Annotated in this window: 1 rRNA gene; it reads right to left on the bottom strand. The window is 53.3% G+C overall.

Annotated elements, in window-relative coordinates:
* Positions 1-29: 29 nt before the first annotated feature.
* Positions 30-715: ribosomal RNA gene (locus tag ACFI6G_RS22185) — 23S ribosomal RNA — on the bottom strand; the annotation flags it as partial.

The raw sequence follows: 715 nt of genomic DNA, 5'->3' as shown, positions 1-715 counted from the left end.
TTGAGTCCACAAAACCCCTTGGGTGTTGTATGGTTAAGCCTCACGGGCAATTAGTACAGGTTAGCTCAATGCCTCGCAGCACTTACACACCCTGCCTATCAACGTCGTAGTCTACGACAACCCTTTAGGACACTTATAGTGCCAGGGAAAACTCATCTCAAGGCTCGCTTCCCGCTTAGATGCTTTCAGCGGTTATCGATTCCGAACTTAGCTACCGGGCAATGCCATTGGCATGACAACCCGAACACCAGAGGTTCGTCCACTCCGGTCCTCTCGTACTAGGAGCAGCCCCTTTCAATTTTCCAACGCCCACGGCAGATAGGGACCGAACTGTCTCACGACGTTCTAAACCCAGCTCGCGTACCACTTTAAATGGCGAACAGCCATACCCTTGGGACCGACTTCAGCCCCAGGATGTGATGAGCCGACATCGAGGTGCCAAACACCGCCGTCGATATGAACTCTTGGGCGGTATCAGCCTGTTATCCCCGGAGTACCTTTTATCCGTTGAGCGATGGCCCTTCCATTCAGAACCACCGGATCACTATGACCTGCTTTCGCACCTGCTCGAATTGTCATTCTCGCAGTCAAGCGGGCTTATGCCATTGCACTAACCACACGATGTCCAACCGTGTTTAGCCCACCTTCGTGCTCCTCCGTTACTCTTTGGGAGGAGACCGCCCCAGTCAAACTACCCACCAGGCACTGTCCGTAA

The organism is Vibrio sp. PSi01 (assembly GCF_054960695.1).
Note: the sequence above shows the minus strand (reverse complement) of the source record. Positions and strands in the feature narration are given on the sequence as shown.